The sequence below is a fragment of the Marinobacter sp. DY40_1A1 genome, assembly GCF_016597815.1.
Taxonomy (GTDB): domain Bacteria; phylum Pseudomonadota; class Gammaproteobacteria; order Pseudomonadales; family Oleiphilaceae; genus Marinobacter; species Marinobacter xiaoshiensis.
Genome location: NZ_VCHA01000002.1, coordinates 332995 through 345596 on the forward strand (window position 1 = coordinate 332995; position 12602 = coordinate 345596).

The window sequence follows — 12602 nt, forward strand, 5'->3', positions numbered from 1 at the left end:
GAACTTTCGCAACGAAAAGCGCCAACAGGAGGCAGCACATTCAAGAATGAATGGGCGGTACCACTTTGGAGAGCGCCTGCTTTTCCAATGCAAACCGGCCGGTAACCGCAAACCCCAGAACATCTCCCTCCGGGTTTTTGAACAGGGATTTTACATGGGTGCCATCCTGCTCGGTTTCCCAACTGCCTTGCGCATCCGATGGCGGTGGGCACACCGCTGCCGGGCAACATGGAGTTTTAATCATCACCGGCATGGTGCCATAGGTTACCTCTGTGGGCTCTCCAGTCAGGGTTTTTGCAAGGGCGCGGGCGCATGCCATCAACGGCAAAACATAAAGCAATACATGGCCATCCACCTCAGCACAGTCCCCCAAGGCATAAACATCCTTGGCCGAGGTTTCCAACAGCCTGTTTACTGTAACCCCACGGCCAACCTCGATCCCCGCTGCTCTCGCCAGTTGCGTACGGGGCCGCAAACCGACAGCAGAAATCACAATGTCCGCTGGCAGTGATTCACCATTCGCGAGGAACAGTTTTACACCTGCCTCAGCCGGCTCTAAACGCTCCACCACGGTTTCCAGATAAAACCGCACGCCCAAGGCTTCCAGTTCCTGCTGCACCGCGTTCGCGGCGACTGGAGGCAGCAAACTCGGCATGACAGCATCGGAAGGCGCAATTACATCCACCTCGTAGCCGCCATTACGCAGGTCGTTGGCAAACTCGCAGCCAATTAGCCCGGCACCCATAATAGCCACTCGGCCACCCGGCTTCAGCGCCTTGCGGAACACCCGGTAATCTTCCAGATCGTTGATCGGGAAGACTCGCTCCTGACCATCACCGGGTATCGTCAGCCGAATCACATCTGCACCCCAGGCCAGCACCAGCTTGCTGTATGTCAGGCTTCCGTCACCCAGCAATAATCGGTGGCCGTTGGTGTCTATGCCGGTCACGGTAGTGAAGGTACGCAGCTCCAGGTCCAATTGCTCAGCCATTGCCGCAGTGGCTGCCTGAGCCAGACCGTCTGCATCCTTACCTTTGGAAAACCCGGTAGACAGCATGGGCTTGGAGTAGCTGACGCCATCATCGGCGGTCACCATAACAATCCGCACGTCTTTATCCTGCTTACGGATTTCACGGGCCAGGGAGTAACCTGCCAAACCGGTTCCGACAATTACGATGGGGGTCTGCTCTGTCATAGCCATGCTCCGTTCGGGTTCAACCGATCTCGATCATTTCAAAATCTTCCTTGCCCACACCGCAGTCGGGGCAAACCCAATCTTCGGGCACATCATCCCAGGCAGTCCCGGGCTCAATACCATCCTCCGGCCAGCCTTCTGCTTCATCGTAAACCAGGCCACACACTACGCACTGCCACTTCTTCATAAACAGTCTCTCCACCACACTTTTTTGTGGCTGCAATGTTAATTGTCGAACAATACACCAGCAAGCGCTTTTTGCGCAGGCACACAGCAAAGCCTGCAACGCCGTTCATTTAAATGCACTGCGCCGCAATCATACGCGGCACATAATGATTGACCAATGCCAGCGAAGACGCTCTCGCAAGGTTTTTCTGCCAATTGTCGGTATTATACCCCCTCCCCTCCGCTGTCCCTCTCCGGTATAATCGCCCGTTTTACGACAGGACCGACCGTTATGAGCGATACCGTCGCCGAAATGAATCAGGTTATGGCCGAAGCTGATTGCCTGGTTGATGAGCAGCGAGTACAGACTGCCATTCGCAATCTTGCCGACGACATTACCGGCCGCCTCAAAGACAGCAATCCCCTGCTGTTTTGTGTGATGAACGGCGGTCTGATCTTTACCGGTCAGCTGTTGCCCCGCCTCAACTTTCCGGTACAGGCGGAATACCTGCATGCAACACGCTACAGGCAGGAAACCACCGGCGGCATTCTGGAATGGACACTTCAGCCCAAAGCCGACATGAAAGGCCGCACGGTGCTGGTTATTGACGACATCCTTGACGAAGGCACCACCCTCTGTGCGATAGCTGACTATTGCCTCAACCAGGGGGCAAAGGAGGTTCTGACGGCCGTACTGGTAGACAAGCAGCACGATCGCAAGGCGCGCCCGAATCTGAAGGCTGATTTCACCGGCCTGTATGTTGAAGACCGCTTTCTGTTTGGCTACGGCATGGACTACAAAGGATACTGGCGCAACGCTCCCGGGATCTATGCCGTTAAGGGCCTTTGATATCGAATCTTTTGCAGATAGGCCGGGCACGGCGATACCACCAACCAATTGGTATAGCTCTTTTGCAGCTGCCGGGTTGCGCAACCCGGAGGTGCATGGTCCGGCGAGTTACTGGCTGAAAGTTGAAGGCTCCTTCACCCGGGCACTGCAAAAACAGTGCGAGAGTTCGTTTCACGTAGAAGTGCAGCGCGAAGGCTTTGCCACACCCACCCTTGAAGAAGCCAGACGCCTGGGTATCCCTTTTCGCCAGCTCGCCTGGATTCGCGAAGTACGTCTGTGTGGCGATGGCGAGCCCTGGGTTCTTGCTCGCACCGTTATCCCCCTTGCTTGCCTCAAGGGTGAAGGCCGGCGGCTGCTTAATCTTGGCAGCAAACCCTTGGGCGCTTTCCTGTTCGGCAGCCGCGACTGGCAGCGCGGCCCTCTTGAAACCGGGCTCTGCACTGCTCCTTCAAGAGCCGGGCAATCGGAACCTGAACTTGCGCGTCGCTCCCTCTTCAGCAACAAGCAGAGCGCATTACTGGTCGGCGAATACCTGCTTCCTGTGCTTTACCGCGGGAACTGATGGGCTGCGGAGGAAGCTCCGACTTTCACCCCTGCCCGCCCACTGGCTATAATCCCTGCACATTTGCTTTCCACACATTCTGTTCCATGCCCCAAACGGATAGACCCATGCTGCCTGACGCCGTGCCAGAACACATACGGAGCCGATTAACCGATTACGCAAAACTGCTGCGCATCGACCGACCCATTGGCACTCTCCTTCTGCTCTGGCCCACATACTGGGCACTCTGGCTTGCCGGTGAGGGCAACCCCGGCATTGGCAACATCATCGTCTTCACTCTGGGCGTTTTCTTTATGCGTGCCGCCGGCTGCGCCATCAACGACTTTGCCGACCGGGACTGGGACAAGCACGTAAAACGCACCAAAGACCGCCCGCTAACCACCGGCCGGGTAAAGGCCTGGGAAGCGGTCGCCCTGTTTGGTGGTCTCTGTATTATCTCGTTCCTGATGGTGGTGCTTTTCACTAACACCCTCACGCTCTATCTGTCCTTTGGTGGCGCAGCGCTGGCGTTTATTTATCCCTTTTCCAAACGCTTCACCCATTTACCCCAGCTGTTCCTGGGCGCTGCATTTTCCTGGGCCATTCCCATGGCATGGGCTGCCGAAGCCGGCGAACTCAGCCAGATTACCTGGCTGCTGTTCACAGCCAACGTACTCTGGACTGTGGCCTACGACACCTTCTACGCCATGGTGGATCGCGATGATGATTTGAAAGTCGGCATAAAATCCACAGCCATCCTGTTCGGCGATGGCGACCGTGCAATCATCGGCGCACTCCAGGCCATGGTGGTGCTCATCCTGATAATTGTGGGCAACCGCTGTGAACTGGGTAGTTTCTATTACCTTGGGCTGGTTGCCATGGCCTGCCTGTTTATCTACCAGCAATATCTCGCTAAAGATCGCGAGCGAGATGGTTGCTTCAAAGCCTTCCTGAACAACAACTGGGCGGGGTTTGCGGTGTTCGCCGGGCTGGTTATTGACCTGATTGTCGCTTGAGGGCACTGAATACCAAAGCTGTCACACAACTGTAACACTCTGGCGCTGTAATAGTTCAGCAACACATCATGGTCTGAAACAGGTTAGAGAATATGTCTGGAAAAACCGTCCTGATTGTCGATGACGAACCCGCTATCCGAGAGATGATCGTTGTTGCGCTGGAGATGGCTGATTACGAATGTATCGAAGCCGCCGATGCCCTGGAGGCTCATGCCTTAATCGTCGACCGCCAGCCAGACATAGTGCTGTTGGACTGGATGCTCCCGGGTACCAGCGGCATAGAACTCGCGAGGCGTCTGAAAAAAGAAGAAACCACCGCAAACATACCCATCATCATGCTCACCGCCAAGGTTGAGGAAGACAATAAAATCCGCGGCCTGGAAATCGGGGCTGATGACTACATCACTAAACCTTTCAGCCCGAGAGAACTGGTCGCCCGCCTCAAAGCCGTGCTACGCCGGGCAACGCCCCCCGGCATCGACGACCCCATTGAAGTGGATGGCCTCACGCTGGACCCAGCCAGCCATCGCGTCACTTCAAACGAGCGCTCCCTGAATATCGGGCCCACTGAGTACCGCCTGCTGCAGTTCTTCATGACCCACCAGGAGCGGGTTTACACACGCTCCCAGCTTCTGGATCAGGTATGGGGCGGGAATGTGTACGTTGAAGAGAGAACGGTTGATGTGCACATTCGACGGCTGCGCAAAGCTCTAGGTGAACATCACGACTATCTGATTCAAACTGTGAGAGGCGCAGGCTACCGGTTCTCTACCCAGCCCGCCTGATCTGCGCCTGCAGCTCACCAACAGCACCACAAGGCTGTCCTTAATGCAGAATATCTGGTCGCGACATCTGCGCTTCACACTAGCCGGGCTTGCAGGCAGCACGCTTGCCGGCCTGTACTTTGGCCACCCGGTTTACGGCCTGACCACCGGCCTTGGGCTTTATCTGTTGTGGACGCTCTATCAAACCCGGAGTTTGGCGCATTGGCTGGCAGACCCGAACACCGGCCATGAAGCACCTCAAAGCATGGGCATCTGGGGCAGTTTCTTTGAAAAACTGCACAAGCTCACCCAGAGCTCACGGCAAACCCAGGAAAGGCTACGATCGCGCATAGATCGCATACAGGAATCCACAAATGCCATGCGCGACGGTGTCATCATGACCGATGCTCTCGGCGCTATGGAGTGGTGGAATGGGGCTGCAGAACATCTGCTGGGATTTCGCCGCTCTACGGATCAGGGGCAGTATATTTACAACTTCATCCGCACACCGGCTTTCAAAGCCTACTTTGACGCAAAAAACTACCGTGACCCCCTGGAACTGAGTTCGCCCGCGAAACCGCATATTCATCTGCAAATCCAGATCAGCCTGTTCGGGGAAGACGACCGTCTTATCGTGGCCAAGGATGTTTCCCGCCTGCATCAACTGGAGCAGATGCGTCAGGATTTTGTGAGCAACGTTTCCCACGAAATGCGTACACCACTGACGGTAATCAGCGGTTATCTGGAAACCCTGGTGGACAATGCCGATGATTTGCCCGCCAAGTGGCGGAGAGCCATCAACACAATGGCCACCCAGTCTTTTCGTATGGAAACGCTGATTTCCGACCTGATCCTTCTATCCCGGATTGAAACCGGAGAAGAGTCCGAGAACGACGTTCCAACAGACGTTGGCCAACTGGTGCGGCAGATCTGCCAGGACGCGCGAACCCTCAGCGGTGAAAATCAGCATGACATCAGCTTCGAAGCGAGCAGCGAGTACCTGATAAACGGTAATGAAAACCAGCTACGCAGTGCCTTCTCAAACCTTATCTTCAATGCGGTTAAATACACCCCGGCCCGGGGCAAAATCAAGGTGCTCTGGTTCACAGACAGTGAAGGGGGCCACCTTTCAGTTAACGACACAGGTGCCGGTATTGATGAGGTTCACATCCCCCGGCTCACCGAGCGCTTTTATCGTGCGGATCCCAGCCGACATAAAGACACCGGTGGCACCGGGCTGGGCCTGGCCATCGTCAAGCATGTATTGATCAATCACGATGGAAGCCTGGAGATCAAAAGCCGTCTCGGGGAAGGCAGTGAATTTGTCTGTCATTTCCCAACCGAGCGCTTAGTGTCGAAGACGACTGATTAAGCTAACGCTTGCCTGCCCGGAAACGGGCGATGAACCGGGAAAGGTCCTCCATTTTTTTTGGATCCTCATCCACAAACCGGATAGTGACGCTTACAAAATCAGTATCCTTGCGTTTGTCCACGGCCTGCAACTGATGCACGTAACCATTCAGCCGCGCCATCTGACCCTCGCCGGTTTCTATATCCACCACCGCCTGATCCAGAATGCCCGGAAAGGTTTGATCCCGCTTGGCAATCACCCGCACTTCCGTCAGGTTAATGTCTTTAACCACAGACTTCAGGGTACTGTCTGCAAAACGGATTGAAGCAAGACTCATGGCGCCCTTGGCCATCGTCGGCTTGGGCACTTCTGCGGATTGAGGGACAAGCGCGCCAGCCGTGGGCGTCGGCTGGCTCTCTTGCGCAGGCGCAGGCTCCCGCTTTTGTGTCAGCAGGGCCGCTGACTCCTTGAACGCATCGGCGGGCCCAGCCATGGATTTGCCACTCTGGCCCATAGCTGTGGTCAGTGTACTGCCCATTACCTTGATGATTTTTTTGCTTAACCCGTCCGGACTGAACGGCTTGCCAAGATATTCAGACACGCCTTCTTTCACGGCCTCAATCACATGGCTTTTGTCGCCCCGGCTGGTAATCATGATGAAAGGCACTTTTTCGTACTGGGGCTGCTGGCGCATCCATTGCAGCAATTCAAGGCCAGACATCTCTGGCATCTCCCAGTCGCACAGAATCAGATCAAACATCCCACGGGACATCAGCGACTGGGCCCGGCGGCCATTCTGGGCATCGGTAGTTTCGATTACTGGAAAGCGCTGGCGTATCGTCCGCTTAACCAGATCCCTTACAAAACTGGCGTCATCAACCACCAGCGCTTTCAGCGTTGCCATGTTTTGAACTCTTATGAATGTATGCCCCAACTATAGAACAAAGGCCCGCAGGGGAAACCCGCATGCTACAAAAAACCACAAACTTACAACCTGCAAGCCGCCAAAAAGTGTGTTGCATTGGCCACGTGCTGCAACAGGTTAAAGAACTGTCACCCCCATGAACCTTGTAAAGTGTTTCACAAGCTGAAAAACGCGCTACCATGACCTTTTACTGTCCACACCTTCTTCTATTACCGAGGTTTTCCGTGCTGACCAAGTTTGCAAGGATTCTGCCCAACCGGCGTATGGCATGCCATGTATCTGTATCCGCCCTTCTGGCCATCTCCGCTCTGCCTGCCCTGGCCAAAGTGGCAGACAATGAGGCCGTACTGGCGGCGCCGGATGGCTTTGAAGAGTGCAAACTGCAACTTCAGGAAAAAGCCATTGCAGCCGGGGTGAGCGCTAAAACAGCCCAGGAGGTTATGACAGGGGTCAAACATATAAACCGGGTAATCGAGCTGGACCGCAGGCAGCCCGAGTTCACTACCACCTTTGCAGACTACCTGAACCGCAGGGTGAACGACGACAGGGTGAGCAAAGGCCGGGTGCTGATCAAAGAACACAGCGAACTTCTGGCCAGGGTAACTGAAGAGACCGGCGTGCCTGCTCCGTATCTCGTCGCCTTTTGGGGGCTCGAAACCAACTTCGGCAGCTACTTCGGCAAAATGTCCGTGCCAGACTCGCTGACAACTCTGGCCTGCGATCCCCGTCGCAGCACATTTTTTACCGAACAGTTGATTGCTGCGTTGCGCATTATTGATGAAGGCGCAATTCCGGTGGAGCAAATGGAAGGCTCCTGGGCCGGTGCAATGGGCCACGTACAATTCATGCCCACCGTTTTCCTGAAGCATGCGGTAGACGCCGATGGCGACGGCCGTCGCGACCTGTGGAACAGCCTGCCAGACGCCATGATGTCTGCTGGCAAGTTTCTTCAGTCCATGAACTGGGACGGAGACTACCGCTGGGGCCGCGAAGTGCTGCTGCCCAAGAACTTCGACTACTCATTGGCTGATGGACGTCGCCTTGAACTGAGCAAATGGGGTGAACTGGGTATTACCGATGCGTTCGGCAAACCTCTTGCCCAGGAAGAGATTACGGCGGCACTGATTGTTCCCGCCGGCCACCGCGGGCCCGCCTTTCTTGCCTATCACAACTTTAAAGTGATCATGGGCTGGAACCGCTCCGAGTTCTACGCCATAGCCGTGGGGCACCTGGCTGACCGCATTGCGGGCGCCGGAATGCTGCAGAATCCGCCACCAGAGGACACCCCCGCGCTATCCAGAGATACGGTTCTCGAACTTCAGGCAGCTCTCAACGAGCGCGGATACGATGCCGGCAAGCCAGATGGTATTACGGGCCCCGCAACCCGCTCTGCGATTCGTAAGTACCAGCATGCTGAAGGATTGATCGCTGATGGCTTCCCGGGACAGGAATTGCTTGATCGGCTTGGAGTCAGCATCTAAAACAGGCTGTCAGCTTTCTTTACAGCCAGAAAACAAACGACGCATAACACACTGATATATCGGAAAATATTTAGTTGGCACAAAACTAGCTTAATGGTAGCAACTGACGACATAAAACGAATTGTGTCATTTCACTGTTAAAGCTAGGAGTTATGCCATGAAGATGTTGGCGAAGGGATCCATTGGTGCATTGTTGCTGACAGCAGCTATGAGTGTAGCTGCATATCCAGTAAATCTTGACTCTGTGAGCGGCGAATGGAAGTCGCCTGTGGGCGGATCAAATGTTCAAGGCGTTGGATCAGAGAGCATTCGCTGGGGTACCGGCGAGGAATCGTGCTCCGGAATTCTCTGGTGGAGAGAGTGCTCAAATGGGCCACAAAGTGGTTTCAGCTTCGAAGGGCCTAACAATCTGCCACAAACGCTGACATCTAACGACCCGTTCGTGCTAGGAACTTTCACCCATTTTAACAACCGTATTACTGGCGATAGCATCTCTGGCGCCGCCCTTGACGTGTATGCTTCGTTCTCTACAAACCCAAGCAACGGCAATATCACTGGACCTTACACGTTTGATTTCAGTCATACTGAAACGCCAAACAAGCACTGCGGTCCACTTGCGTTTATTTTTGGCTGCTCAAGCCGCGACGTGGATGATGTTGTTCGCTTGGACAGCATGATCGAAAGTACAGAGTTTCAGTATGGTTCCAATATCTATTGGCTATCCCTCCTGGGCTTCGAAGGTGGTATCAAAGAAATATCCACCTCAGAAGGCGATGCAACCTCTGTTAACCTTCTTGCAAAACTGAACGTACGTTCTGTACCTGTAGATGTACCAGAGCCCGGCACTATCGCCCTGCTCGGCCTGGGCCTGGCCGGTCTCGGCATGGCACGTCGCCGCAAAGCCGCTTAATTGGCTAGCGCACTAACAGGGTCTCTATAGTCCTGCAGTGCACAGAGTACAAAGCTGACACCCCGCGCTTGCATCAAGCCCGGGGTGTCAGCTTTTTTAACACCCGTTTTTTCAACACATCCTTCTTCCCGTGATCTGAACCCGCATTCCACGCATAATACCCACTACCACTCTCTACTTTTACGGAATTCATGGACTCAATCACTCAGGCTGCTCTTGGCGCCTCAATCGCTGGCCTTGTGGCAGGCAGAACACTCGGGCGGCCTGTTCTACTCACCGGCGCCCTGCTGGCTACGCTTCCCGACCTTGATGTGCTGATTGATTACGGAACGGCGGTGGCTAACTTCACCCAGCATCGGGGCTTCAGCCATTCTCTGTTTGCGCTCGCGCCTTTGTCGGTATTACTTGCGGTTTTGCTTTGGCGGTGGAAGCCAGAGCCGGGGTTTCCCCGCTGGCTGTTGCTAACAGCTTTGGCATTGATGACGCATCCGCTTCTGGACACCTTTACCACCTACGGAACACAGCTTTTCTGGCCGATTGGCCAGCCCCTTGCCATAAGCAGCATCTTTATCATCGATCCTTTGTATACACTCCCGCTGTTGGCAGGCTGCATCGCCTTTTTAATACGCCCTCCGGCAGTGCGCGCCGTAGCGGCGGGACTGGTTCTGTCCACTGCGTATCTCGGCTGGTCGTTCGTGGCCCAACAAATCATTACCGAGCGAGTCCAACCGGTTCTCGTAGAAGCGGGTTTTGAGAAGGCCGAACTGCTGGTGCAGCCCATGCCGTTCAATACGGTGTTATGGCGTGCCACGGCTATAAAGAATGATCAACGAGTCGAGATCGTAACCGGGTTTCTGGATGGCGGCGCTCCTTTAACCCTTGAATATTTCCCCCGCCAGCCAGAATTGGCGAGATCTGTCGCGCAATTACCCGAAACCCGTCGCCTCGAATGGTTTACCAAAGGCTTTCTCGACTACAAGGCACACAACGGCGAGATCACCGCAACCGATGTTCGCCTTGGCATCCCCGGGGCACACCCATTTACCTTCATTCTGGCGGATGATCGAGACGGCGCAATCATGCCCGGCAATGGTGAACGTGCGCCACGCCCCATCATGAACACCGGTGCCCTGCCTTTACTTTGGGCCCGCACCACCGGCGCTATTCCTGTACTGTGTCTTGCCAACCTTGCAACGCCAGCCCCAGGCCAGGAGTGTTAAAAACCATGCGTCTTGATCAGTTTATTTCCACCAGCTCACCACTTTCACGCAAAGAGGCCAGGCGTGCCATACATGCGGGGAGGGTTAAGGTGAACGGCGAGGTTTGGAAAGACACAGGAAAGCACGTTCCTCAGGATGCAAAGATCTCTCTGGACGCTGCGCAACTGGCTATCCAGGGTGAACGCTATCTCATGTTGAACAAGCCTGCAGGCGTTGTCAGTGCCACCCGCGACAGTGATCACCCTACCGCTCTGGATCTTCTTCCTGCGGAGCTGGTCCAGGATCTGCACATTGCGGGGCGCCTGGATGCCGACACCACAGGTTTACTGCTACTGACAACGGATGGAAAATGGTCTCACCGGGTCACCTCACCCAAAGTGGACTGCCCGAAAACCTACCGGGTAGGCCTGAACACTCCTATAACAGATTCAGCCATCAAAGAATTGGAAACCGGCATTCTGCTCCACAACGACCCCAAGCCCACAAAGCCTGCGCAGGTAAAGGTTGTGGAGCCACAGTTGATTGAACTGACTATTTCAGAAGGGCGCTATCACCAGGTCAAGCGCATGTTGGCAGCGGTAGGGAATCATGTGGAAGCTCTGCACAGACAGAGCATCGGTGCCATATCCCTCGACCCGGCACTGGAGTCGGGTGCTTTCCGGGAGCTGACGGAGCAGGAAATCGCTTCGATTAGCTGAACTCAGGTACGCTCGAAGCGCTGGGCTTTCAGGTTTTTACGCACAGCGCCGGCCTCGAACACTTCTCCATTCATGGCAATATAGACACCGGGAGGCAATAGCTGCACCGCTGCCCAGGCAAAACCTATATTGAACACCGCATCACTACGACGCATTCGCGCGGGCTGCATGGCCCCCGTCAGCACAATGGTTTTGTCTTTCAGAGATGACAGCACCTGAGCGGTTTCCGCCATGGTGTCAGTGCCGTGGGTAATCAGAATGCGGCTGTTATCGCAGGCATTAACTGCAGCAAACACCTTGTCACGATCTGCATCGGTCATTTCCAGGCTATCTTTACGCAATAACCCCTGCAGGCTGTAGCCTTTGTGGATATTGGATTCTGCCAGCAGTTCGGGCACCAGCGACTCGCCAATTTCAAACTCGCTGTTAGCGTCAAAATACACCTTGTCGATGGTGCCACCGGTGGTAAAAATCCGGATCATGAAGGTTCCTGCCATGTTCAGCGAATTGTGCGATGTCGCTCGGGTTTTACTTCAGAGCGGTTGTGGTGCTGGTGCTCTGTGCCACAGCATTGTATGCCGCGTTCTTTTCCTGTGCATATTGCCGCGCCGCTTTAGCCACCTGCCCACTGGCTCCGGTATCCAGCCAGCGCTTGATGCGACCAGCATCCCCCATGGGGGATCGGGTTCCCAAAGAATCGAGAAGTACTGTGACCACCTGTTTGCCGTTCATTTCAGAGATCATCACAAGGCACCGCCCTGCCTCCGAAAGATAACCGGTTTTGCTCAACTCCACCCCCCAGCTTTCGCGGTGTACCAAAGCATTGGTGTTACCAAACGACAAACTGTAACGGGGATTACGGAAGCTGCCACGAAAATAGCCGGTTGTGGAGTACTCTCGAATCTCCGGGTGCTTTGCAGCTGCATTAACAAGTTTCACCAGATCACCTGCGGTTGAAAGGTTCTCTGCCGAAAGGCCTGTAGGGTCCACAAAGTGTGTGTTCATCATGCCAAGGGCCTTTGCCTTGGCATTCATGGCATCAACAAATGCATCGAAACCACCCGGATGGCTTCTGGCCAAGGTGTAGGCCGCAAAATTCTCAGACGACATAAGCGCAATACGCAGCACATCAGCACGGCGCATCGTCGAGCCAATCCGGATGCGAGTGTAGGCATTGGCGGCAGCAGCTGTGTGTCGCTTCTCGAACACCAGCCACTCATTCAGCGGAGCGCCGGATTCAAGCACAACCAGCGCAGTCATTACCTTGGTAATGGAGGCAATAGGCACCGGCCGGTCTGCATTTCGACCAAACACCAATTCATTGCTGCCTACCATCGCCACGGCTGCATTAACCGATGCCAGGTTGAGGTTCTGAGCACCAGCTACGCTGGCACCCTTCTGCTGTGCGCTTACTGCAAGTGGCAGGCATAAGACCAGCCACAACAGTATCCGCGCGATGTTCATTTTATGCATGTTGCGCTCTGTC

The 12602-nt window shown here is 54.9% G+C and carries 14 protein-coding genes; 9 read left to right on the forward strand and 5 right to left on the reverse strand.

Annotated elements, in window-relative coordinates:
* Nucleotides 1-40 precede the first annotated feature (40 nt).
* The gene (locus FFI61_RS07435; protein WP_200369793.1) at nucleotides 41-1195 is read right to left on the reverse strand and encodes an NAD(P)/FAD-dependent oxidoreductase; all 1155 of its coding nucleotides are present in this window, start codon (nucleotides 1193-1195) and stop codon (nucleotides 41-43) included.
* Nucleotides 1196-1214: 19 nt separating this feature from the next.
* Nucleotides 1215-1382 (reverse strand): rubredoxin, encoded by a 168-nt coding sequence (gene rd, locus FFI61_RS07440; protein ID WP_072795848.1) that lies wholly within the window; start codon nucleotides 1380-1382, stop codon nucleotides 1215-1217.
* A gap of 270 nt (nucleotides 1383-1652) precedes the next feature.
* Here rd and FFI61_RS07445 point away from each other — a divergent pair, with 270 nt between their 5' ends.
* The 5 genes from FFI61_RS07445 (at nucleotide 1653) to phoR (ending at nucleotide 5903) form a co-directional block, all read left to right on the forward strand.
* Entirely contained in the window at nucleotides 1653-2210 is a 558-nt protein-coding gene (locus FFI61_RS07445; RefSeq protein ID WP_200202278.1) for a hypoxanthine-guanine phosphoribosyltransferase, read from the forward strand.
* Entirely contained in the window at nucleotides 2191-2772 is a 582-nt protein-coding gene (locus tag FFI61_RS07450; RefSeq protein ID WP_200369794.1) for a chorismate--pyruvate lyase family protein, read from the forward strand. Before FFI61_RS07445 ends, FFI61_RS07450 begins: the two co-directional genes overlap by 20 nt.
* 107 nt (nucleotides 2773-2879) lie before the next feature.
* Nucleotides 2880-3767 (forward strand): 4-hydroxybenzoate octaprenyltransferase, encoded by an 888-nt coding sequence (gene ubiA, locus FFI61_RS07455; RefSeq protein WP_200202280.1) that lies wholly within the window; start codon nucleotides 2880-2882, stop codon nucleotides 3765-3767.
* Between the two features lie 92 nt (nucleotides 3768-3859).
* Complete coding sequence (gene phoB, locus FFI61_RS07460) at nucleotides 3860-4552, forward strand: phosphate regulon transcriptional regulator PhoB (RefSeq protein ID WP_200202281.1); 693 nt, start codon at nucleotides 3860-3862, stop codon at nucleotides 4550-4552.
* A gap of 43 nt (nucleotides 4553-4595) precedes the next feature.
* Nucleotides 4596-5903 carry a phosphate regulon sensor histidine kinase PhoR gene (phoR, locus tag FFI61_RS07465; protein WP_200369795.1) on the forward strand — a complete coding sequence of 436 codons (1308 nt, stop codon included), beginning with the start codon at nucleotides 4596-4598 and terminating at the stop codon, nucleotides 5901-5903.
* 1 nt (nucleotide 5904) lies between these two features.
* On the opposite strand, the gene FFI61_RS07470 is transcribed toward phoR, so the two are convergent.
* Nucleotides 5905-6786 (reverse strand): response regulator, encoded by an 882-nt coding sequence (locus FFI61_RS07470; protein ID WP_200369796.1) that lies wholly within the window; start codon nucleotides 6784-6786, stop codon nucleotides 5905-5907.
* A 245-nt stretch (nucleotides 6787-7031) separates the two neighbouring features.
* On the opposite strand from FFI61_RS07470, the gene FFI61_RS07475 reads away from it, so the two are divergent.
* From FFI61_RS07475 to rsuA, 4 genes are all read left to right on the forward strand, one after another.
* The gene (locus tag FFI61_RS07475) at nucleotides 7032-8288 is read left to right on the forward strand and encodes a lytic murein transglycosylase (protein WP_413785007.1); all 1257 of its coding nucleotides are present in this window, start codon (nucleotides 7032-7034) and stop codon (nucleotides 8286-8288) included.
* Nucleotides 8289-8445: 157 nt separating this feature from the next.
* Nucleotides 8446-9198: a THxN family PEP-CTERM protein gene (locus FFI61_RS07480; protein WP_200202284.1), complete on the forward strand. Its 753-nt coding sequence runs from the start codon at nucleotides 8446-8448 to the stop codon at nucleotides 9196-9198.
* Between the two features lie 191 nt (nucleotides 9199-9389).
* Nucleotides 9390-10418, forward strand: a complete 1029-nt coding sequence (locus tag FFI61_RS07485; RefSeq protein ID WP_200369797.1) for a metal-dependent hydrolase — start codon at nucleotides 9390-9392, stop codon at nucleotides 10416-10418.
* 5 nt (nucleotides 10419-10423) lie between these two features.
* On the forward strand, nucleotides 10424-11116 hold the full coding sequence (gene rsuA, locus FFI61_RS07490; protein WP_200369798.1) for a 16S rRNA pseudouridine(516) synthase RsuA: 693 nt from the start codon (nucleotides 10424-10426) through the stop codon (nucleotides 11114-11116).
* Between the two features lie 2 nt (nucleotides 11117-11118).
* On the opposite strand, the gene FFI61_RS07495 is transcribed toward rsuA, so the two are convergent.
* Both FFI61_RS07495 and pbpG read right to left on the reverse strand, forming a co-directional pair.
* Nucleotides 11119-11598 (reverse strand): asparaginase domain-containing protein, encoded by a 480-nt coding sequence (locus FFI61_RS07495; RefSeq protein WP_200369799.1) that lies wholly within the window; start codon nucleotides 11596-11598, stop codon nucleotides 11119-11121.
* 46 nt (nucleotides 11599-11644) lie between these two features.
* Nucleotides 11645-12589, reverse strand: a complete 945-nt coding sequence (pbpG, locus tag FFI61_RS07500) for a D-alanyl-D-alanine endopeptidase (RefSeq protein WP_227714721.1) — start codon at nucleotides 12587-12589, stop codon at nucleotides 11645-11647.
* Between the last annotated feature and the right edge of the window lie 13 nt (nucleotides 12590-12602).

Bases quoted from the DNA above. Each gene is read 5' to 3' on its own strand.
- FFI61_RS07435 (WP_200369793.1), bottom strand. From the start codon at position 1,195: ATGACAGAGCAGACCCCCATCGTAATTGTCGGAACCGGTTTGGCAGGT.
- rd (WP_072795848.1), bottom strand. From the start codon at position 1,382: ATGAAGAAGTGGCAGTGCGTAGTGTGTGGCCTGGTTTACGATGAAGCA.
- FFI61_RS07445 (WP_200202278.1), top strand. From the start codon at position 1,653: ATGAGCGATACCGTCGCCGAAATGAATCAGGTTATGGCCGAAGCTGAT.
- FFI61_RS07450 (WP_200369794.1), top strand. From the start codon at position 2,191: ATGCCGTTAAGGGCCTTTGATATCGAATCTTTTGCAGATAGGCCGGGC.
- ubiA (WP_200202280.1), top strand. From the start codon at position 2,880: ATGCTGCCTGACGCCGTGCCAGAACACATACGGAGCCGATTAACCGAT.
- phoB (WP_200202281.1), top strand. From the start codon at position 3,860: ATGTCTGGAAAAACCGTCCTGATTGTCGATGACGAACCCGCTATCCGA.
- phoR (WP_200369795.1), top strand. From the start codon at position 4,596: ATGCAGAATATCTGGTCGCGACATCTGCGCTTCACACTAGCCGGGCTT.
- FFI61_RS07470 (WP_200369796.1), bottom strand. From the start codon at position 6,786: ATGGCAACGCTGAAAGCGCTGGTGGTTGATGACGCCAGTTTTGTAAGG.
- FFI61_RS07480 (WP_200202284.1), top strand. From the start codon at position 8,446: ATGAAGATGTTGGCGAAGGGATCCATTGGTGCATTGTTGCTGACAGCA.
- FFI61_RS07485 (WP_200369797.1), top strand. From the start codon at position 9,390: ATGGACTCAATCACTCAGGCTGCTCTTGGCGCCTCAATCGCTGGCCTT.
- rsuA (WP_200369798.1), top strand. From the start codon at position 10,424: ATGCGTCTTGATCAGTTTATTTCCACCAGCTCACCACTTTCACGCAAA.
- FFI61_RS07495 (WP_200369799.1), bottom strand. From the start codon at position 11,598: ATGATCCGGATTTTTACCACCGGTGGCACCATCGACAAGGTGTATTTT.
- pbpG (WP_227714721.1), bottom strand. From the start codon at position 12,589: ATGCATAAAATGAACATCGCGCGGATACTGTTGTGGCTGGTCTTATGC.